The sequence below is a fragment of the Chitinophaga nivalis genome, assembly GCF_025989125.1.
Taxonomy (GTDB): domain Bacteria; phylum Bacteroidota; class Bacteroidia; order Chitinophagales; family Chitinophagaceae; genus Chitinophaga; species Chitinophaga nivalis.
Genome location: NZ_JAPDNR010000001.1, coordinates 5,342,378 through 5,365,085 on the forward strand (window position 1 = coordinate 5,342,378; position 22,708 = coordinate 5,365,085).

The 22,708-nt window shown below is 47.8% G+C and carries 5 protein-coding genes; 2 read left to right on the top strand and 3 right to left on the bottom strand.

The window, feature by feature from the left end; translation table 11 throughout:
- Positions 1 to 6: 6 nt before the first annotated feature.
- Positions 7 to 18,648, bottom strand: a complete 18,642-nt coding sequence (locus OL444_RS20875; protein ID WP_264729983.1) for an SDR family NAD(P)-dependent oxidoreductase — start codon at positions 18,646 to 18,648, stop codon at positions 7 to 9.
- A 938-nt stretch (positions 18,649 to 19,586) separates the two neighbouring features.
- Between OL444_RS20875 and OL444_RS20880 the strand changes: the two genes are divergently transcribed.
- Positions 19,587 to 20,312 (top strand): MBL fold metallo-hydrolase, encoded by a 726-nt coding sequence (locus OL444_RS20880; protein ID WP_264729980.1) that lies wholly within the window; start codon positions 19,587 to 19,589, stop codon positions 20,310 to 20,312.
- A gap of 146 nt (positions 20,313 to 20,458) precedes the next feature.
- On the opposite strand, the gene OL444_RS20885 is transcribed toward OL444_RS20880, so the two are convergent.
- The gene (locus OL444_RS20885; protein ID WP_264729979.1) at positions 20,459 to 20,812 is read right to left on the bottom strand and encodes a hypothetical protein; all 354 of its coding nucleotides are present in this window, start codon (positions 20,810 to 20,812) and stop codon (positions 20,459 to 20,461) included.
- Between the two features lie 285 nt (positions 20,813 to 21,097).
- Entirely contained in the window at positions 21,098 to 21,358 is a 261-nt protein-coding gene (locus tag OL444_RS20890) for a hypothetical protein (protein WP_264729977.1), read from the bottom strand.
- 332 nt (positions 21,359 to 21,690) lie between these two features.
- Between OL444_RS20890 and OL444_RS20895 the strand changes: the two genes are divergently transcribed.
- Positions 21,691 to 22,698 (top strand): D-alanine--D-alanine ligase family protein, encoded by a 1,008-nt coding sequence (locus OL444_RS20895; RefSeq protein WP_264729976.1) that lies wholly within the window; start codon positions 21,691 to 21,693, stop codon positions 22,696 to 22,698.
- Positions 22,699 to 22,708: the final 10 nt, after the last annotated feature.

Genomic DNA, 22,708 nt, shown 5'->3' on the forward strand with positions numbered 1-22,708 from the left:
ACCTGGTTATGCCTGTGTAACAGGAGAAAGCGGATGCGTTTCCTGAAAATGTAATAGCGGATGTAATTTCCCGTTGCCGTTTAAAGACCGCGGTGCTTCCGGCTCCGGTATCCAGTACCGTTCCCGGGCAAAAGGATACGTGGGCAAACTGATTTTCCGGGGTAGTTGTCTGTCGTAGAGCTGGTGCCAGCCGATGTTGACACCTTTCACCCAAAGCCGGGCCAGTGCCGCATATTCTCTATGTGCCATGGCATGATTGATATAAGCTTGTCCGGCGCCTCCCTCCGGTGCAAAATCCAGCTTTACTTTTTTGATATTGGCCGTCAGCAACCGGTCTGTTTTTCCTTGCTGATAATCTGTTAATCCGGCTATTACTGTTGCCTTATCCTGTGCCAGTATAACCAATCGTTCTTCCATCGGCTCCCGGCCTGTTTGCAGCATGTAAGCCACTTCATACAGGTTACTGTCCGGGTGCTGTTCCAGGTAATCTTTCAGATTGGTGACCTGTTCCCGCAACCGATCGGTATCCCGGGCAGACAACACAATGATAGCTGGTGCAGAGCTGGTGTAGGTGGTGGTGGTTGCCGGCTGATATTCTGCTACGATGAGATGTGCATTACTACCACCCGCCCCGAAGCTGCTGATACCAGCAATTCGTGGCTTATTATCGGTGGTCGTCCAGGCTTCCAGCTGTTGCTGTACTTTAAACGGACTGCCCGCAAAATCTATATTCGGATTTAAAGTAGCTGCATGCAGCGAAGGCACTAATTGCTGATGTTTTAATTGTAGTAATACTTTCGTCAGCCCGGATATACCTGCTGCCGATTCGCAATGCCCGATGTTCGACTTCACCGAACCGATGCTGCAATATTGTTGTTGTGTGGTGGCAAATGCCTGATTCAATCCGGCTATCTCTATCGGGTCGCCCAGGCTGGTACCGGTGCCATGTGCTTCGATGTAACTAAAGTCTGCCGCCTGTACCCCTGCACGATTCATCGCCGCTTTAATAACAGCCGCCTGTGCTTTGGGATTAGGTACGGCATAACCATTCGTTTTACCACCGTGGTTGATCGCTGTTCCTTTAATCACGCCATAGATCTGATCTCCATCCGCGATGGCTTCACTTAATCTTTTTAAGAGTACGGCGCCTACGCCTTCACCGGGTACATACCCTTCTCCTCCGGCGCCGAAGCTTTCACAGCGGCCGGATGCCGATACAAAACGTCCCTGGCTCAAAGACAGGTATTTATTGGGATGAATACTGATATTCACGCCTCCGGCAATCGCCTGCTCACAGTGGCCATTACGGATGCTCTCACAAGCCAGATGGATGGCTGTCAATGACGAAGAACACATCGTATCTACCGCCATGCTGGGGCCGTGGAAATTGAAGCAATAAGAAACCCGGTTGGCAATACTGCCCGGGCTACTACCGGGAATGAGGGGTTGGCCATTCCGTTTTTCTGCGGTTCCCAACAATTGGTATTCTTCATACATCACGCCTACATATACCCCTACTTTATCACCCAGCGCTGATTTTCCGCTAGCGGTATCCGATATGCCTGTTCGGGTATACCCGGCATCTTCTATGGTTTCCCATACCGTTTCCAGGAACAATCTTTCCTGCGGGTCCATCAATTCGGCATCCCGCGGCGATATATTAAAAAATAACGGATCAAATTTATCTACGTCTGCTATAAAGCCACCCCATTTGCTGTAGCTCTTACCGGCACTTCTTTTTTCGGCATCGTAAAAACCGGCGATGGGCCAACGTTCTGCGGGGATTTCTGTAATGCAGTCCTGGCCTGCTTTCAGCACTTCCCAGAAGGCCGCGATGTTTTTCGCGCCCGGATAACGGCCACTCAGGCCGATGATCGCAATATCTTCAGGCAATGGTACTGCCGGAGCTGCCTGCCGAACCGGTAACGTCGTAAAACGTTGCCGCTGGTGAGGGATAACATCCGGTAATACTTTATCCAGCCCTGTTAATGCCTGCAACCGGGCCGGATGCGCAGCCACAAAATAGTCTGCCAGTGCATCCAGTGTCTGGTATTCAAAAAACAAGGTGCGCGGAATCCGGTCGAATGACGCATCCAGGCGGTTCGTCAGCCGGGTGATCAACATGGAATCTATACCATAGTGTTCCAATGCCACCGCTGGTTCCAGCTGGTCTGCCGGTATTTTGAGTTCTGCAGATAATACGGTTTGCAGGAAACGAATAGCCGCCGGTTTCAACCCCGACTGTGTGGTTGCCTTCATCGGCGCTATTACCGGCACTGTTGCTACCGGATCCATTACGCCTTGCAATAATTCCGGTAACCGGTGGGCCTGGCCATACAACACAATTCCCTGAGATAAGCCACTGCGAAGCAAGGTGGTAAACGCTGCCATCCCATCTGCCGAAGGCATGGGTAACAGCCCCCATTGTTTCTCCATGAATGTTATCCGTGCCGGATCTACCTGCATACCGCCTTCTTCCCATAATGGCCAGTTGATGCTCAGTGTTTTCCCTTGTCGTTCTCCTTTCAACTGTAGTTCCTGCCGGTAAGCGGCATAGTGATCCTGGTAAGCATTGCCGGCCGCATAATCCGCCTGCCCTGCATTACCAATGACGGCTGATACCGATGAACAAAATACCAGGAAGTCCAGGTTTTCTCCTTTCGTACATTCGTCGAGGTTATACGTGCCGGCGATCTTAGCGGCCAATACTGCCTGTATGTTATCCAGTTGTTTATTGCCGATCAAACTATCCCGCACCACACCTGCACTGTGAATGATACCATCCAGTTGCTGATAACGTGTTTTGATCATCGCTATCAGCGCCGTTACTTCTGCTTTGTTGCTCACATCACATGGGTGATAGATCGCATCCGGCAATGAGGCCACAAAGGCGGCATTGGCTGCTGTCAGCTCACTGCGGCCCGTCAGGATCAGCTTTGTGCCCGCCGTCTGACTCAGGTGGGTGGCGAAGATTTTCCCTACCCCACCGGCGCCACCTGTGATCAGGTATACGCCACCTGCTTTGATCCCTGCTCCATCGTCTGTCAGGCTGGCTGTTTTTGCCCGCTTTACCGCCCGTTTTCCGGCTTCATAACGTACCTGCGTATCCGTAGTATATAATTCGGCTGCCAGGATCGTTGTAAGGTCTGTTATCGCATCTTGCGATAATTCGTCCACACTGATCACCTTCCCGCTGATGCCCGGATACTCCAACGTAGCGGTTTGTAATAAGCCAGCTACACATCCGTATTGCACGTAGCCGGTATGACTGCCCACTACGATCAGATGGGTATTTGATTTCGTTTGTAAGATCGCTTTCACCTTTTCCCATACCTCAATAAAGTAAGCCGCTGCGTCAGCTGCCTGCAAAGCAATGACCGGTACTTCCAAGGCAGCCTGCAACTGTACTGCCAGCTCCGCGGAGCCACCTGCCAATAAAATCTGGTGCTGACTGTAGGTGGTTTCCTTTGGCAGCACAACTGGTAAGGCATCTTCCCAGCTATAGGTATACAAACCCATACGGCTATCCGCTTTTTCCTGCAGCCCGATGGGTAACGTCACAAAATCAGTGATACGCACCAATACTTCGCCCGCATCCCCCAGGATATCTATATCATAACTGGTCACTACACTTTCCGGATGATCACTACGCTTCCGGACATAACTCCACACCGTAGCCGGCAAATCCTGATATATCGCCACTTCCCCGGCACTGTAAGGCAGCGACAAGGCGGCTGCTCCCTGATGGAGCTGCAGGCCAATAATTGTTTGTAAAGCACTGTCCAATACTCCGGGCGACAGCTGATAGCCCGCTGCTACCGGTAAAGTAATCCGGGACAAAGCTGCTGTTTCATTATAATACAGCTTGTTTATTCCCTGAAATCCAGGACCATATTGCAGTCCAAGGGTGGTAAATATTTCATAACAGGCTACCCCGTCTTTTTCGTTTGTCATCCGGTTCCGGATGGCAGTCAGGTCCTGATTTACCGGCGCTGACAATAAGGTGGTACTGAGCCGGCCTTCACTATGCACCTGTTCCTGCTCACCTGCTCCTGTGTACACCCTGAACCGGGTATCTTCCCCGGCAACATAAAAACCGGTATATACTTTTGTAGCGGTATCTTTTAGTTGCAATGCAGCAGGCCAGGTAACATCCTGCAGCCGGGTTACCTTTTGGTGCAGGCTCCGCGTTCCTCCTTCCCTGGCCAGCTCCAGATAAGCTACACCCGGAAATACTTTTGCGGATTGTACCTGATGATCTGCCAGGAAAGTTTCGTTGCCGGTAAATACACTTGTATATTTTTGTGCTGTCAGGTCAGATTCATTCGCATGCAGCAATGGATGCAACTGGTGCAGGGTAACCACACCTCCTGCCGGTACGGCATCGATCCAATAACGTTCACGGGCAAACGGATAAGTGGGTAAACTGATTTTACCCGGTTTGCCGGCGGCGTACAACCCTTCCCAGGGAATCTCCGCACCTTTTACCCATAACTGCGCCAGGGTGTTCAGCTCCCCGTTTCGGAGTAAGGTGTTGAGCGCCGCCTCTGCTACTTCTTCCGTCAGCGAGTTGCCAGGCTTATCTTTGCGGGTATGACCAATAAATACGTTACTGTCTTTTCCTGCCAGATAATCAGCCAGGTGATTGATGATCGTAGCCATATCGTTTGCCTGGAAAGCCAGTCGTTCTTCCATCGGCTCCCTGCCTGTCTGTAAGGTATAGGCTACTTCTTCCGGTGTAATGTGCTGTGCTGTTAACAGGTAATCTTTCAGCGCCTGCACCTGTGCTTTCAACCGGGCTGTATTACGCGCCGACAGGACAATCAGTACCGGCAATCCGGCGGAAGCTGTTTTTCCTGCAGACACATATTCTTCCACCACCAGGTGTGCATTCGTACCGCTGAAACCAAAGCTGCTCAAGGCAGCACGGCGGCGGGGATGTACGTTGGTTTCCCAATGCTGTAAAGCCGTAACTACGTAAAACGGACTTGCTGCCAGCTGCAGGTGTTCATTCTCCTGCCGGTAATGGATACCAGGCGCCAGTTTGCCATGTTTAAACTGTAACAGGATCTTTTCCAAACCAGCTACCCCTGCAGCAGCGGAAGTATGTCCGAGGTTACTTTTAACGGAGCCAATACCACAATAGCCTTTTTTCGATGTAAAGGCGCCAAAGGCATTGGTCAGGGCTTCTACTTCAATCGGGTCACCCAGTTTGGTGCCGGTACCATGCGCTTCCACATAACTGATGGTTTCCGGATTAATGTGATATTGCGTATAAATATCCTTTAACAATTTTGTCTGTGCACTCACACTCGGCGCCGTAATACCGTTGGTTTTACCGTCCTGGTTGATGCCGGAACCCAGTATGACACCTTTAATATCATCACCATCTCTGATCGCATCGCTCAGGCGTTTCAACACAACTACACCTGCTCCTTCTCCCGGTACAAAACCATCCGCACTGTTATCAAATGTTTTGCATTTGCCTTCTTTAGACAACATACCGGCCGCACACATCTGCTGATAACATTCCACATCCAGGTAGAGACTTACGCCGCCTGCCAGGGCCATATCCGTTTCTTTATGCCGCAAGGCCTGACAGGCCAGGTGAATGGCTACCAATGAACCGGAACAAGCCGTATCTATTGCAATAGCCGGACCTTTCAGATTCAATACATAAGCGATGCGGGCAGCAAAAATGGAATGCGCATTACCCGTCATCGACTGTGCCTGATTGGGCTGCAAACCCGGTTGCCTCATACGCGCGGCATATTCATTACTGGATATCCCCACATAGGTACCGCAATTGATACCATCCAACTGAGATCGTCTGTATCCTGCATCCTCCAGCGACTTCCAGCTCTCTTCCAGGAAAATCCTGTGCTGCGGGTCCATCAGTTCTGCTTCTGCCGGAGAGATATTAAAAAATAAGGGGTCAAATTTATCAATGTCTTCCAGCGCACCTAACCATTTGGCATATACGTCGCCGGTCTTTTCGCCACCAGGTGTATAATAGGCGGCTACATCCCATCGGTCTTTTTCAATGGTGGTCACGCAGTCCATGCCAGCGGCGATGTTATCCCAATAAGCCTGCAGGTTGGCGGCTTTCGGATAACGGCCACTCATACCGATGATGGCGATCTTTTCTATATCTCCGGCGCCGGTATTGGCTATAACAGGGGCTGCTTCCGGCAATGCCACAACGGGTGCCGGAGCTGCCGGCGGTAGCAGCGTGTTAACGGGCAATGGTGCAGCTTCTTCACTTACCGGGAGCACACTCGTTACATATGCGGCCAGTTCCCGCAACAGCGGATAATCATACAACTTCGTTACACTCAACTGCAACGTAAAATGCTCGTTGATATGCTTTATCAATTCTACGCCCAGAATAGAGTCCAGGCCTAACTCCTGTAAAGGACGGCTTTCATCTATCTCATTTTCCAGATACAGGGTATCGCTCAGTATCTTTTTCAACTGTGCCAGCACCGCCGCTTCCAGCTCTTTTTTATTGGGTATCTGCCGGGGCTTTATTATTTCCGCCGATACCACCACCGGGGCAACTACCGGCTGCTCCGATACAATCAGGGGAGCAACGACCGGCGCAGGGCCAGTTGGCAACTGCGTGATAATATAATTTGTCAGGGTATCTAAGTTCGGATAATCATACAGCCTGGTAACACCCATGCCTATACGGAATTGCTCATTGATGCTTTTAATGAACTCTACACCTAAAATGGAATCCAGCCCCAACTCCTGAAAAGATTTTGTGGCATCAATGTCTCCTTCCAGATACAAGGTATTTCTCAGGATATCCGTTAGCGTAGCCCCTACTTCTTTTGCGGTGGTTTTTATATCAGCAGGGCTGTTTACCGGTACTTCCACAGGTGTATTCATTAAACGTACCGGATCATTTTCCAGGGCAGGCTTCACCAATGCCGTTGCATCCCATGCATTGGACAAGGATATTTTCTCCGCTACCGGACGACTGTTTTCAACAGCCACTGTTTTTACGGGTACCGCCTGTGCTACTGCGGTAACGGAAACGGTCACTTCCTCCTTCACGAAGCTGCTGGTAATGTGGGATGCTTTATTTTCTACCCAGTATCTCTTCCGTTCAAAAGGATACCCGGGTAAACTGATTTTTTGAGGCTTATTTCCTTCATAAAGGAGCTGCCAGTCCATGCTTACCCCTTTCACCCATAATTGTGCAAGAGACGCCGGTTCTTTATTTTCCAGTGCATGTTTAATATAAGCCTTGCCGGCGCCACTTTGCAACAGGAAATCTGATTGATCCGTTCTTACGTTGCCGGTGAAATAATCCTGTTTTTTTCCGGACAGATAATGATGTAGCTGTTCATGTAATGCAGTCTTATCTGCTGCCAGGAAGGCTACCCGCTCTTCCATTGGCTCACGGCCGGTTTGCAAAGTATAGGCCACATCATAGAGATGCGCATCCGGGTGTGTATCCAGATAACCTTTCAGCTGTTCTACCTGCACCCGAAGCCGGTCTGTATTTTTAGCAGATAATACCACGATGGCTGGCACTGTGCTGGTATACACCGGTACCGGTTTGGGCAGATATTCTTTGATAATAAGATGTGCATTGGCGCCCCCAAATCCAAAACTACTGATACCTGTTATTCTTGGCTGGCCATTGACGGTTTGCCATTCCTGGGTATCTTTCTGGAGATAGAAGGGACTACCTTCCAATTTTAAATAGGTATTGGGTTGTTCCAGATGCGGGTTACCTGGTAAGGTCTGGTATTTTAATGCGTACAGCATTTTTATTACACCTGCAATACCCGCTGCTGCTTCCAGATGACCGATGTTGGCTTTTACACTGCCGATTCCGCAATGTGCTGTTGCCGATACGATATTGTGTTCTTCATACAATGCCTGGAAGGCCAGCTTCAATCCCTCTGTTTCTATCGGATCCCCTATCGCGGTTCCTGTTCCATGTGTTTCGATATAGCTGACACTTTCCGGATGCACCTGCGCTGACCGGTAGGCTTTCAACAATAATTCCTTTTGTGCCTGCGGATTCGGAGAGGTTAATGTATTGGCTCTTCCACCGTGGTTTTCCGCAGTACCCAGAATAACACCATAAATATGATCGCCATCCAGCTCCGCCTGTTGCAATGATTTCAGTATGACGATACCCACGCCTTCTCCTCTTACATATCCATTGGCCTTCTGATCGAAGGTCATACACCTGCCGGTTTCACTTAACATCCCTGCCTGGCTGAGTGGCAATAAAGTATCTGGTATCAGATCGAGGCTTACCCCACCTGCGATGACAATGTTGCAGGCTCCCTGCCGGATATGTGCCACGCCTTTATGAATGGCTACCAAAGAACTGGAACAGGCTGTATCTACCGGCTCACTCGGGCCGTGCAGATTAAACAGATAAGAGATTCTGTTGGCTAAAATAGCATGCGATAATCCGGTGGCCGTCTGCGCTTCATGCCCTGCTTTCTGTTGCCGGATGATGGCCGCATAATCATTGAAATAAGTACCGATAAATACACCGGTATCAGATCCTGACAACTCTTCTGCGTTGATACCAGCGTCTTCCAGTGCATGATATACGGCTTCCAGCGTGATCCGCTGTTGCGGGTCCATCAGCGCTGCTTCTTTCGGCGAGATGTTGAAGAACAAGGGATCAAACTTATCTGCATCTTTGATAAAGCCGCCCCATTTAGCCCTTGTTTTACTTTTATCTTTTTGCGGGTCACCATCATATTCGCGCCAATCCCACCTGTCTGCAGGCACTTCCACAATAAGGTCTTTATTAGTTTTTATGTTTTCCCAGAAAGCTTCCAGGTTCTCTGCACCCGGGAAACGGCCGCTGATACCCACAATAGCAATGGGGGCCGCTGCCTGCGCGGTATGATCCGGCACCTGCAGCTTTTGTGGCGACCGCAATAATCTGGTAGCTATCCGCTCCACCCGCCGTTGCTTCCTGTCTGCTACGGCAATAGGTGCTACCTGTTGCGATGATGTTACAGCATGTCTGTTTACCACCTGATCCCGGTGATCATTGATCAGAAAAGCTGTTAAGTCTGCTATCGTTGGATGATTATAAAAAACGGTAGGTACCAGGTTGAGATCATAATAGTTATTCAGCTCATTGGCATATCTGGTAAATGAAATCGAATCAAAACCATAACTACCCAATTTATTATTTACGGCTATGGCATGTGGCTGCAGTTTGAGCAATGCGGCCGCTACCTCCAGGATCTTATGGGTTACTTTTTCGGACAGACCGGCTTCCACGGCTACCGGCAATACCTCCTGCTGACGGGCTGCTGCCGGGGTAACCTGTACCGAAGCAGCTGGCTGCACTTTTCCGTACATCACAGTTGCCTGTCCGGATACGCCGCCCAGCAAGGCATCGAAAGCCTGCAGACCCGCAGTGGTAGGTAAGGATTGTAGTCCCCATTGTTTTTCCAGGTATTGTTCGTTGACAGTATCTATCTGCATACCGCCTTCCTGCCACAACGGCCAGTTGATGCTCAGTGTTTTTCCCTGTCGTTCGTTCTTTGCCCGCTTTTCATTCCGGTAAAATGCATAACTATCCTGAAAAGCGTTGGCCGCTGCATAATCCGCCTGGCCTACATTTCCCAGCACTCCAGCTACCGACGAGAAAAATATCATGAAGTCAAGCGGCTCTTCTTTTGTGCATTCATCCAGGTTTTTTGTACCCTGTATTTTTGCAGCGAGTACGGCTTTAATACCCGCAGCCTGTTTGTTGATAATCAAACTATCGCGCAGCACACCTGCACTGTGTATAATACCATCCAACCGGTGGTACCGTGTTTTAATCAGTGTTATCAATGCGGCCACTGCTGCTTTATTACTCACATCACAACGGTGATACACCGCCTCCGGCAACGTGGCTACGAATGCGGCCTGCGTGGCCGTCAATTCACTACGGCCGGTCAGGATCAGTTTTGTACCGGCGGTACGGCTCAGGTGCGTGGCAAATACTTTTCCCAAACCACCGGCCCCACCTGTTATCAGGTACACGCCGCCGGCTTTGACAGCTACGCCATCAGGCGTTGACGTTAGATCCGGTATTGCCTGCTGCTGCTTTATCATCCGCTTGCCGGCCACATAGCGTACCTGCGTATCCGTTGTATATAGTTCTGCTTCCAATACAGCTGTAAGGCTGGTCAGGTGATGCAGCGACAGCTGATCCACCCCGATAACCTTACCGCTTATACCTGGCCGCTCCAATGCGGCTGTTTGTAATAATCCGGATACAAAACTCTCTTCTGCATAATCTGCATTACTGCAAACGATGAGGATATGTGTGTCTGTTTTCTCTTTTAATTTTGCCTGTGCAATTTCCAGCACCTGTATGAAATATTCGGTAGCATCCTGTGTCGGTAAAGCGGTTACCGGTACATCCAGTGCTGCCTGCAGCGCGTCGGCCAAACCGGCAGCACCACCTGCCAATACAATATGATGACGTACAGCGGTAGGTTCCGGTGCTGGTATCGCCGGTAAACTTTCTTCCCAGTTATAGGTATACAAGCTGGCAGCTACCGGTGTCTCTTCCCGTGTCATATCAGTTGCCGGCAGTAGTATCAACTCTTTTATACGCACCAATACTACTCCTTCCTCTCCCAGCAGATCAATATCATAAGTGGGGGTAGCTTCGCCCTGCTGCCGGACATAACACCATACCACAGCTGGCAGATCGTGGTAGATCATCACTTCTCCCATGCTGTAAGGCAGCGATAGCGTCGCCACATCTTTTTCAGTTCCCCATCCCATACAGATTTGCAGGGCGCTGTCTAATACACCGGGAATAAGACCATATCCTGCTGCTGGCGCTACGGTAATCTGCGACAACGCTTCCGTTTCGCTGTGATATATTTTTGTTATACCCCGGAATGCCGTACCATAATTTAATCCCGCTGTTTTGAACTGATCATAGCAGGCCGCCCCTTCTTTTACGTGAGGTAACCTTTGCCGGATGGCATCGGGTGATTGTACAACCGGCACCGGTAGTGGTGTGGTGTGCAGCTGTCCCTGACTATATACCTGTACGGTGGATCCTGCCAGGGTATAAATTTCAAACGCGATTGCGTCTTCGCTTGTAAAAAGATCAATATGCACGGTAGTAGGTACATCATTCACCCGGAGTGGCGCCAGCCAGGTAATATCTGTTAAACGGGTTACCGGCGCTTCTGCCGCATAAACACCCGCCGCACGCGCCAGCTCCAGCTGTGCCGCACCTGGTAATACTTTTTCGCCGCCTATTTTATAGTCTGCCAGGAACCATTCTTTACCTGTGTAAATACTGGTAAACGTCTGTCCTTTCAGGGTAGAATTATTCCGATGCAACAGGGGATGCAACTGATCGCCGGTTAGCACTGGCACTACTGCCGATGCAGGCATGGCAGGTATCCAATAACGTTCACGGGCAAACGCATAAGTGGGCAAACTGATTTTACGGGGCCTGGTAGTTTCATACAATACTTCCCAATAAATGTCTACCCCCTTTATCCATAGCTGCGCCAACGAAGGCAATTCATGATGCTGCACGGCACTGGTAATATAAGCCCGGCCAGCTTCTCCTGTCAGTAAAATACCGGGGGTATCTTTGCGGGTATTACCGATAAACAGGTCATTTTCTTTTCCGGATAGATAATCAGCTAACCGGCTGATGACCGTTGCGATATCTGTTGCCGGAAAGGCCAACCGCTCTTCCATCGCTTCTCTGCCGACCTGTAAGGTATAGGCTATATCTTCCAGCAGTACATTGTTTTCGGCCAGCAGGAAATCTTTCAGGGCCTGTGCCTGCGCTTTCAGGCGGTCGGTATTACGGGCAGATAATACCATCAGTACAGGAAGGCCTGTTGCCCGTGTGGCTGGTGCAGCGGTATATTCTTCTACCACCAGGTGCGCATTCGTACCGCTGAAACCAAAGCTGCTCAAGGCTGCACGCCGGCGGGTATGTGGAGCAGGTTCCCAATCCTGTAAGGATGTAACTACATAAAACGGACTGGCCGACAATTGCAGGTGTTCATTTTCTTCCCGGTAATGAATACTCGGCGCCAGTTTTTTGTGTTTAAACTGTAAGAGGATCTTTTCCAGGCCCGCTACGCCCGCAGCCGCGGAGGTATGTCCCAGGTTACTTTTCACGGAACCAATGCCGCAATAACCGCGTTGCTTTGTAAACGCATTAAAAGCGCTGGTCAGGGCTTCCACTTCTACCGGATCTCCCAGTTTGGTACCGGTACCATGCGCTTCCACATAACTGATCGTTTCCGGGTGGATCGCATACTTTGTATAAATATCTTTTAACAGGTCTGCCTGTGCACTGATGCTGGGCGCTGTAATTCCATTTGTTTTTCCATCCTGATTGATGCCAGTACCCAGTATTACACCTTTAATATCATCACCATCCCGCACAGCGTCACTCAGGCGCTTTAACACCACTACGCCCGCTCCTTCGCCCGGTACAAAACCATCCGCGCTGTTATCAAATGTTTTGCATTTGCCTTCTTTAGACAACATGCCCGCTGCACACATCTGCTGATAGGCTTCCACATCGAGATAAAGACTTACACCGCCTGCAAGGGCCAGATCAGTTTCTTTTTGCAGCAAAGCCTGACAGGCCAGGTGGATGGCCACCAATGAACTGGAACAAGCCGTATCTATTGCAATGGCGGGGCCTTTCAGGTTTAATACATAGGCGATACGGGCTGCAAAAATAGAGTGCGCATTACCGGTTAATGATTGCGCCTGATTGGGCTGCAGGCCCGGTTGTCTGATACGGGCGGCATACTCATTACTCATGATGCCTACATAGGTACCACATTTGATACCGTCTAACTGCGACCGTCTGTAGCCGGCATCTTCCAGCGACTTCCAGCACTCTTCCAGCAGAATCCGGTGTTGCGGATCCATCAGCTCCGCTTCGGAAGGAGAAATATTAAAAAATAAAGGATCAAATTTATCAATGTCTTCCAGGGCACCTAACCACCTTGAATATACGTCGCCGGTTTTTTCACCACCCGCTTTATAATATGCGTCTACATCCCATCTGTCTTTTTCGATAGTGGTGACACAATCCCTGCCGGCTGCGATATTGTCCCAGTACGCACGCAGGTCAGCGGCTTGCGGATAACGGCCACTCATGCCTACAATCGCTATCTTTTCCGTATGGCCGGTAATATTATTGTCAACAGCCGCAGGCACTTCCTGCTTTCTCTGCATTGGCGCCGGTGCAGCCGGTTGTACTTCCGGCAAAGGAGATACCGGTACAACGGGTACAGCTGCTACCGGCAATTGTGTGACGATGTAAGCAGTCAGTTCTTTTAATCCCGGGTAGTGATAGAGCTTTGTAGCAGCCAGCTGCAGGCCAAAATATTCATTGATATTTTTTATCAGCTCTACTCCCAGAATAGAATCCAATCCCAGTTCCTGAAAAGTTTGCGTTTCATTCATCTCCTCTTCCAGGTACAAAGTATGTTTCAGCAGTATTTTCAGTTGGGTGGCTACTTTTTCTTCCAGCTCTTTTCCGCCTTGATTCACCGGCGTATGTCTGACAACTACCGGTTCAGTACCAACAGTTAACGGAGCAGCTGATACACTGCGGGAGGAAGCTGCCATTTCCTGTACCGGCGCACCTGACTGCTGTGTTATAATATAAGCTGCCAGGGCATGTAAGGTCGGATGGTCGTATAGTTTGGTTGCACTTAATGTTAATCGGAATTGCTCATTGATGTTTTTGATTAATTCCACCCCCAGAATAGAATCCAGGCCCAGTTCCTGAAAAGTACTGGCCTCATTCATATCATCATCCAGATACAGGGTATTTTTGAGCAATACTTTCAGTTCCTGCAGTATCGTTTTTGATCCGACCGACTCATTGGCATAAGGTTGTTTTTCCAATACCACTTTATGCTCACTTGTCCTTTCCGGCACAACAGTATATCCTACACCTGGCAGTTGTACTTTTTTATCCTGCACGGGTACAGCAGCCTGTAATTGTTCGTGGATATACCCTGCCATTCTTTTTACGGTGGGATAGTCATATAATTTTACGGCCGCTATCTTCAGCCCGAATAACTCATTGACCTGCTTTATCAGCTCTACGCCTAAAATAGAATCCAATCCCAGCTCCTGGAAAACATCTTCTTCCACTACCTCTCTATCCAAATACAGGATTTGTTTCAGCAATTGTTGCAATTGGGGTAATACCTGTTGCCCGGTTGATTTTTCCGTTAATGGCTGCTGTTGGTTTGCACCAGTGGTTGTTATTTCAGCGCCGGTATATTTTTCCCGGGAGCCGGGGCGTGCAGACAGGTTTACGGTTGAAAGATCTGACAAAGCAACTTTTTCATCCGCACGTATCGCAGGCCGGATCTCCGGCAGGTCAAGAACAACGGGCAATGGCTGATTATTAACCGGTGTGGCTGCCTGTGGCAGTATCGTATCGAACCAATATCTTTTGCGGGCAAAGGGATATCCCGGTAAACTTATCTTTTGCGGTTTATCAGTGGTATAAAACAGCTGCCAGTCAACCGCCAAACCATAACACCAGTATTGCGCGATCTTTTCCAGGTCTCTTTTCTCCCACCATTTATTTACGGCGGCCGGTTCGGCGGCCAGCACTTTATCCGTTTTTATATTGCCGGTATAGCGGTCTGCTGCAGGGCGCTCCGTGATGTAGTCTGTCAACTTATCCTTTAATACCTGCAAATCGGTACAAACAAATGCGAGCCGTTCCTCCATTTCCTCCCGCACCGTTTGCAACGTGTAACAAAGCCCGGAAATAGTTATCCCCGGGGTTTTATGAATATGATCGATGATGCTTTCGGCATAGTGTTTTAGTCGTTCTTTATTTTTAGCAGACAACACAAAAATATGGGGTGTATTATCTACTGCCGTATTATGGATTACCGGGGCAGGCTGTTCAAAAGCTTCCAGTACAATGTGTGCATTGGCGCCACCGATACCAAAGCTACTCACCCCTGCACGTAGGGGTACATCGGCGAAAAATGGCTCCCATGGCTTTACGGCAGCCTGTATATAAAACGGACTTCCATCTAAATCGATTTTGGGATTTAACGTATGAAAGTGAATAGTGGGTGGCAACTGTTGATGGGCCATCGCCAGCAATACCTTCAGTATACCTGCCATACCTGCTGCCGCCTCCAGATGTCCCATATTGCTTTTAACGGATCCCAGCCCGCACCAGGGTTCACTGTTACCTGTTATCGCCTGCGTTGCTGATGCAGCAGTGGCAGCCTGCAAATGTTTAAATGCGGTTATGAGTCCGGCTATTTCAATGGGATCCCCCAGGCTTGTTCCGGTTCCGTGTGCCTCTATATAGCTGACGGTACGCACATCCACACCGGCACGGCTATACGCATCTTCCAGTAACTTACTTTGTTTCTCCGGATTAGGCACGGTTAAGCCGCCGGATTGCCCGCCATGATTCACAGCAGTACCTTTGATGACGCCATGCACGTGATCCTTATCGGCTATCGCCTGAGATAAAGGCTTCAACAGCAATACTACGGCGCCTTCCGCTCTTACATATCCATTGGCACTTTCATCAAATGTCTTACACCGGCCATCTTTACTCAACATATTTGACTGGTAGTAAGACAGGCTTCGGGAAGGGTGACACATCAGGTGAATACCTCCCACTACTGCCTGCGTACATTTCCCCGCCCTGATGGCACTCACTGCTTCATCGATGGCGACCAGCGAAGAGGCGCATGCCGTATCTATCAACAAACTGGGTCCTTCAAAATCATAGAAATAAGATAACCGGTTGGCCAATATAGCCAGTGATGTGCCGGTACCCGTTAATAATTCCCTGCCCTGTTTCTCATTTAGTAGCAGGTCGTAATCACTGCCACTGGCGCCAATATAGACACCGGTTTTTGTTCCTTTTTGTGTAGCCGGTTTATAACCCGCTTCTTCCAGTAATTCCCAGGTAAGCTCCAATAGCAGTCGTTGCTGTGGGTCCATCAACGCGGCTTCCCGGGCTGATATCCTGAAAAAAGCGGCATCGAATTTATCAATATCTGTGAGATAGCCGCCCTGGTTAATTCCTTTATGATCTCCATCCAGGTCTACCCATTGCGGCCATTGCCAGCGGTCATCCGGTGTTGCTGTAATGGCGGAACGGCCTGTTATCAGCATATCCCATAGTGCTGCTTTGGTATGAGCGCCCGGCACACGGAATGCCATGCCTATAATAGCAATATCGTTTGTTGTACCGGAATCGGGTAAATGTTGTTGCATAGTTTCAGGTGCAGGTATGGCGGTTGATATAGGTTGAATAGGGATGTCTGTTTCACGCAGCACAGGATGCGATGGTACTTCGGTCATCACGTCCATATCTGCAGTCAGTTTATTTACTACTGCATGAATGGTATTATATTCAAAGAAAAAGGAAGTAGGCACATCTAAACGATACGCATTTTTTAAGAAGAGGGTTAGTCCCATCAGGTCGCCGGAGTCCAGGCCCATTTCCATGAGTGGCTGGTCTTCTTCTACCGAGGCAGCGGTTAGCATACCCGCTACATAATTGCTGATACTATCCAATACCTCCTGCCGGCTTACCCGCTGCGTAATTTCTGCTTCGAGGTGCGGGCCTGTTCCGCTAAACGGAACGCGGTTCAGCACATCATAGGTCACCAATATGCCATTGGTTAAATTCTCCTTGTCTCCTGCCCGGTAACCGGTTACGACCTGCTTTAATGCCGCACCATGCACCTGGTGAAACCGTACAATGGGATCTACATAAAAACCATATTCATCTACCTGACGGATATAGGCAGCATATTCCGCATCCGTACTTCCTTTAAAATCCCGGCTTCTGGTAATCGCACACACCTTTTCTACACCCTTCATTAATGCCGTACGCTGGTGCATGAATTCCAGCAATTCATCGCCCAGTCCCCTGCTTTGACAGGCAGGAAAAATATTGATGGATAATAACTGTACTATTTTTCCGGCGGGATCATGCAACGCACCCACCGTATCTACTGTAGTTGTATAAAGATCGGCTTCATCCTGTATGCGTTGTGAATAAATGACACCCAGCACCGCACCGTTTTCTTCCAATACCAATTGTCCTTCCGGATATACTTCCAGCCTTCTCTTAATCTCCGATTCAGGCAAACAGATATCCGGTGGCCAGCAGGCATTTTCCAATTGCATTAATACCGGCAAGTCGCTATGCAGTGCATAACGCACCTGATAATCCCTTTGCTGATAATGCCCCAGGGTGACCTGTGTCACTGGTTGTTGCGGTGGGAATTTTTCAGCTGGCTTTATTAAAAACAAACCGGCATTGGCTGCATACATCATTAATGACGCAGCAGCTGCCGGCGATGTGGTATCAAAAACTGGAAGTAGCTCACTATTGTTTGTAGTAGCCTGTTCCAGTGATAAATATATTTCCTCCGGTGTCTGGCAATGGCGCTCCAACAATATTAAGCCATGTTTATTTTCCATGGCCGCCCATACTTTCAACTGCTGCCGGATCTCATCTGCTGATGATATCCCGGGTGTAAATACATCGCAGCTTTCCGGCTGCCATTCATTATGCGGTAGCAGTGATTGTTCCGCTGCACAGGTAAAAACGGGATGATGGATCGGATGATACGGAAACAGCTGTACATACAATACTTCGCTGGTATCGATATCATTCGCCGCCAAATAGGCCGCTACTTTATCAGGATCATTCCGTTCGCCCTGCACCAGTAAATGAGGTACTTCCTCCAGGTTACTTCTGGCGGCACTGATATTGATAACGTCGGGCTCCACTCCGATCATTATTAATGGATCCATTTCCGGTTGTCCCGTTTTTTCTCCTACCGCTATGATTGCTTCATGAAGTCGTTTTAAAAAGCTACCATCACCGCAGCCGATCTCTGCTATATAACGTGGTCGCCTATCCTGTGATGACTGTGCAAACAGCTTACTGATGCAGGTCACCGCAGTCTCCTGGTATTGTTCACTGCGAAAGTCAGCCATATTGGTTAATCTGGCAGCGGCTATTATCGGCGCAACAGCTGTCGCCTGTTCAATAAAAGCCTTACCTGTATCCGTGAGCAGACAGGTATCCTTTTCTTTGGTAATCCATTTTCGCAACAGCAAAAACGACGTTAGTTCCTTTTGTATATTCCTATGAAATATCCTGCCATCAAATATCTTATCCATATCCCGCAGGTGCAGTCCCAGATGCAGGATAACCGGCATTAAGAGCAACCCATCCAGCATGGTCCGCAAGGAATGATCCTTCATGAACCAATGCGCTTGCGCTGCCTTTAGCATTTCCAGAAAAGTTGTCGCCTTGTCATCGGCTGCCTGTAAGCTGATGGTATCTTCTCTGATAAGCGATATAATGGCAGCAGGAATCTGTTGTCCACTTACACTTTCTTTCAGGTGATACTTTCCGTTATTTTCTTTTCTCAGCCACCCTTCCGATTGCAGCATATGGATAACGGCATGCAGCTGTGAGGCGTTATAACCCGCCTGTTTTCTCCACTCATCAAACAACAATCCTTCATTTATCAACAGGTCCCAAATACCTGCAGCTCTCATTGAAAGGAGTATCGGCACTACTATGTACCCTTTGCTCCATGCATTTAATAACTTTACCAAGATGATTTATTTTACCATGGGTTAAAAAATCAGGCATAAGCTTCCTATTCCGCTTTTAAAAGCACAGCGTATCCGGATGCTGTATTTCAAAAGCAAACTGACCTGGAATTACATTAAAAAGGTAGTGGTATTAAGCAGCAAATACCCATCACACAGGCCTTTACCGGCATGAGTAGCACATACCTGTTTTTTTACAGGAAAAAAGCTACGCATACGCATGAATCATGACAGGCATTTTCATCCCCGATTCATCCGGCAATAAAGCGACATACATCATCCGCTTTCCCAGGCAACACATTCCCTGTTGCAGGCGCCTTTCAGGCAGCAGCAACACTATACAGGAAAGGGAAAGGGCATGAATTCTTTACATTGTCCGCTCAATTTTCTCAACTAACAGTACTACAGCACAGGGGTTTCCGTCCGTTACTGAATGGACACAAAGTGATTACAATCTATATCATTCGCGGCCGTAGGTGCAACAGAAAAGGCTAATGGTAAAATGAGTTGCAGATGACTCATAAGGATTTTAATTGTTAAAAAATAGGATGCAACTAAATTTCAAATCAGGTTTTTCACTTCTGTAATTCTACACAAAAAAAACCGAAGATTATTTTTTTAGATAAAATAAAAATAAGCATGTGCATCTTTCAAATCAAATGCATAAATACTTCATTTAAATTAACAGGGCTGATATTAACTGACATCAATACACTTATAACTGCTGCGCTATCAAGGCAGCAAACATAGCAGGAATCGGGTTTCACAAATATTTTTAAAATATTACGGGTTAATGATTAATTCGATTGCAAATTATAATTCATAACTGTAGTATTTTCACAGTAACGAAAAAATAATTTTTAAATATACTTTCGTGGAAAGTTCGTTAGTTGTTTTCTACTACCTTCACATGCAAATAATCACCCCAAAAGATACCGCTAATGACTGTTAAAACATTTCATACCTCCAGGTTCTTTATTAAAAACCAATGTTACCTGATCCATGAAAACAATACAGGCATACTGATTGACCCCGCATGGAATTACAAACTGATCAATCGATACCTGCAGGACAACCAAATTACATTGGCAGGCATCCTGCTCACTCACTCCCACATAGACCACAGTCATCTTGCAGAAAAATTTGCCAGACAATATCGGGTACCTGTATTCCTATCAGGAATAGAAACAGATCATTTTCAATTTGACTGCATCAACCTGCAAAGGGTTTTACACATGCAGGAAATATCACTCGCTGGCTTCAACATTACGCCAATACTCACGCCGGGCCATACACCTGGCAGTGTTTGCTACTTAATAGACCAGCACCTTTTTTCTGGTGACAGCATCTTCATAGAAGGTGTAGGCATATGTGCGGGCAAAGATATCTACAAACTATACAACACCATACAATTCATGAAACAATACCTGCATAAGGATACATTGTTCTGGCCGGGGCATTCTTTTACAGAGCAGCCAGGAAAAGACATGGACTTTCTGCTGCGCCATAACATCTACTTTCAGCTGAAGAGCAAAGAACATTTCCTCAACTTCAGAATGAAGACGAACGGAAGCCCGTTGAAGATATGGTGGTATGATATTACCTATGGTATTATTACTTTCCTTACCACCGGAAAATTTCCTCACGCCGGTTTATTCAAAAGTTAACTGCTTTTCCATCACACTATCCAGTGTATATACCTCCTCCATAACTATTTAAACAACATAATAGCAGCGGATATCTCTTCAATAAATGAGTACCCGCTGTCTTTTTTAACCAATATCAATCATTCAAAAATAATTACTCTCCTAAATCACCGGACGTCCAGGATGTCATCCACATGCACTGTTTTACTATTCCAGTTCAGCTCCCTGAACAGCACATATCCCGTGAGCCGGTTGTGGGTGGCGTCTACCACCGAAGTAGTGAGCTGACTTGTCAGATAAGGGCATTCATACATCAGCAGATCAGGTTTTCGGGTATATACATTTACCCCAAGAATAGTTGCCTTGTCTGCTGCAAGTCGTACTATAATCATGTAATTTTCTTTTTCAAATGTCAGGGTATAAACAGTGAACGCAGGTGCAACCGGTGGAATACCCGCCCTGGTCAACGGAATCTGCGCTACTGTTACAAAGAACAGCAACAGGAAGAGAATTTTTTTCATAACGTATTTCTTTATTTAAAAGTAATTTTCTTCACTGCGGATATATAGGGAGATGATAGCCATTACTCCCGTTAACAAACACGATAATTATATACGCGTTATCGTCCGCATATATGTTATTCCCCACTATCCAATCAGGATATTGGGTCATTATTTATTCCGGCATTAAATAAAAACGGCGTATATACATCAGCCAATGCCTGGATATATACGCCCTGTTGCGGCTGGTCAGTCTCCTCTCCTGCCTGCGACAAACAATCTGCTAAAAATAATTACCTCGAAAGATCACTGCCCTAATTTTATATCAATACTTTGTTCCAGGCTGCCATCAGGTTCATGAATATAACTGATCGCAACATGGCCAAAATTATGTAAATCCCCATAAAAATCCCGATTAACGCTAAGGGCATTTGATGTTATGATATTGCCCAGTATATTATTTCCCGGATCCTCGTGTAAGGTAACACCGATAGAGATTCCTCCCTTTATGCCATACATTTCTTCGTGGGAAAGCCGGATCATTATTCCTGCAGACTTCTTTTCCATAACACTTCATTTAAAGGTTGTCCAATATATCACTCATGCATTTAAGCAAAGCCAGACGGGTACAACATAATTGCTTTTGATAATAGCCGGTTACAATTACCTACGATACTACCAAGATTGCAGTTTGTGTTATTCCGTTAAGCATTCGTTATTAAGCAGGCAGTGACTTATAAAAGGATATATCAGGGCATAAAATTATTGACGATGTTTGTACTGTAAAACAAGACACAATACATCCCGCTTATATCCTTCGCTTTCATCTTATATCAAGATAACTTTTTCCGGCGTTTGATATTTTTATTTAAATTGAATCCGGAAGCAATTATTTAAAAATGAAGCCATTAAAAATAGCCGTATTATTCGGAGGTACCAGCCAGGAAAGGGATGTATCAATTGCCAGTGGTACACAGGTAATAAAAGCACTGCGGGAGCTCGGTCATACCGTCATCAGTGTGGATACTGCCAGAGGTCCTTTAGATGCAGCTGCCGAGGACAAGTTGTTTGCCACGTCAGTGGGCGACATTCCACCGGACAATGCAGCGCTGGCAGCGCTTGGACATGATCTGCACCAGGCCATCAGTTCCCCCCTGCTCTCAGATATAGATGTTTGTTTTCTTGCACTGCATGGCGGTACCGGAGAAGATGGTACTATACAGGCAATCCTATCAGCAGCAGGCTTTGCATTCACGGGTAGTCTTCAGCTTCCCAGCGGCCTCGCACTGGACAAAGATTTATCCAAACGGTTATTTACGGTAGCAGGTATTCCTACTCCCAGCTGGACTATGGTACCGCCCAACATACAGGATTTAAAGCTGCCCTCCGCATTCCCGATTGTCATTAAGCCGAATTTCCAGGGGTCCACCGTGGGACTGTCTGTTGTCCGGAATGAGCAGGAGCTGTTTGCCGCGGTTGAACTGGCCCGGCAATACGGCGCTGAAATTCTGCTGGAAGAATATATTCCAGGCAGGGAATTATCTGTGGGCGTATTGGATAATCAGGCACTCAGCGTAGGAGAAATATTCCTGGAATCTGATATCATCTTCGATTATGAAACCAAATACAGTGGTGCTGCCAAAGAAAAATTCCCGGCAGACATTCCTGCAGCCATTGAACAGGAAGCCAAAAGACTGGCAGTAGCCGTACACCAGGCCTTAAAATTAAAAGGCTACAGCAGATCTGATTTCAGATTGGACAAAGACGGACAGCTGTGGTGCCTGGAAGTAAATACGTTACCCGGCATGACCAAAACCAGTCTTTTCCCACAATCAGCCGCTGCTGCAGGTATAGATTTTTCATCGCTGTGCGAGAAAATATGCCTGCTGGCGCTGGAACAACAATAAAGTGCCTGCC